The sequence below is a fragment of the Streptomyces flaveus genome, assembly GCF_014647675.1.
GTDB classification, from domain to species: domain Bacteria; phylum Actinomycetota; class Actinomycetes; order Streptomycetales; family Streptomycetaceae; genus Streptomyces; species Streptomyces flaveus.
The window spans coordinates 1-1028 of the sequence record NZ_BMPQ01000083.1 but is presented as its reverse complement, the minus strand read 5'-3'; the positions used below and the strand labels follow the sequence as shown (position 1 = coordinate 1028).

Annotated in this window: 1 protein-coding gene; it reads left to right on the top strand. The window is 66.9% G+C overall.

All coding sequences use genetic code 11. The features are described 5' to 3' along the window. Positions 1–157 precede the first annotated feature (157 nt). Positions 158–1028, top strand: an 871-nt coding sequence (locus tag IEZ21_RS46890; protein WP_246568991.1) for an IS3 family transposase, incomplete at its 3' end; no start/stop codon positions are given.

Below are 1028 nucleotides of genomic sequence, written 5' to 3'. Positions count from 1 at the left end.
TCACGTCCGAGGAGGCCGCGGAGATCAAGCGCCTGAAGGCGGAGAACGCCGAACTACGACGGGCGAACGAGATCCTCAAGGCGGCCTCGGCTTTCTTCGCGGCCGAGCTCGACCGGCCGTCGAAGCGCTCGTAGCTTTCATCGATGCACACCGCCAGGTGTTCGGAGTCGAGCCGATCTGCCGAGTCCTGACCGGCCACGGGCTGAAGATCGCGACGAGCACCTACTATGCCGCCAAGAACCGCACCCCCAGCGCCCGCTCGGTGCGGGACGCGGAGTTGAAAGAGCACGTCAGCCGGGTCCACGCCGACAACTACGGCGTCTACGGGGTTCGGAAGGTGTGGCGGCAGCTGCACCGCGAGGGCATACCCGTGGCCCGCTGCACCGTCGCCCGGCTGATGCGCGACCTGGGCCTGGAGGGCGCACGACGCGGCAGGAAGATCCGCACGACTGTTCGCGATGGTGGGCATGAACGGGCGGATGACCTGCTGCAACGCGACTTCACCGCGTCCCGGCCGAACCAGCGGTGGGTCGCTGACTTCACCTATGTCGCCACCTGGTCGGGGATCGTCTACGTCGCGTTCGTCGTGGACGTCTTCTCCCGGGCGATCGTCGGCTGGTCCGCCGCCACCAGCAAACGGGCCAAGCTCGTCCTCGACGCCCTCGACATGGCCTTGTGGCGTCGGGATCGCGCCGGAACTCCCGCTGGACCGGGGCTGGTTCATCATTCGGACGCGGGCAGTCAGTACACGTCCTTCGCGTTCACCGCGCACCTCATCGAGGCCGGCATCGACGCCTCGATCGGCACCGTCGGCGACGCCCTGGACAACGCGCTCATGGAATCCCAGATCGGCCTCTACAAGACGGAGTTGATCAAGCCGCGTAAGCCCTGGCACGGCCTCGCCGACGTCGAACTCGCCACCGCGGAATGGGTCGACTGGTTCAACAACCAGCGCCTTCACACGGCGATCGGAGACCTCCCGCCCCACGAGCACGAGACCAACCACTACGCTCAACACCAGCCCCAAC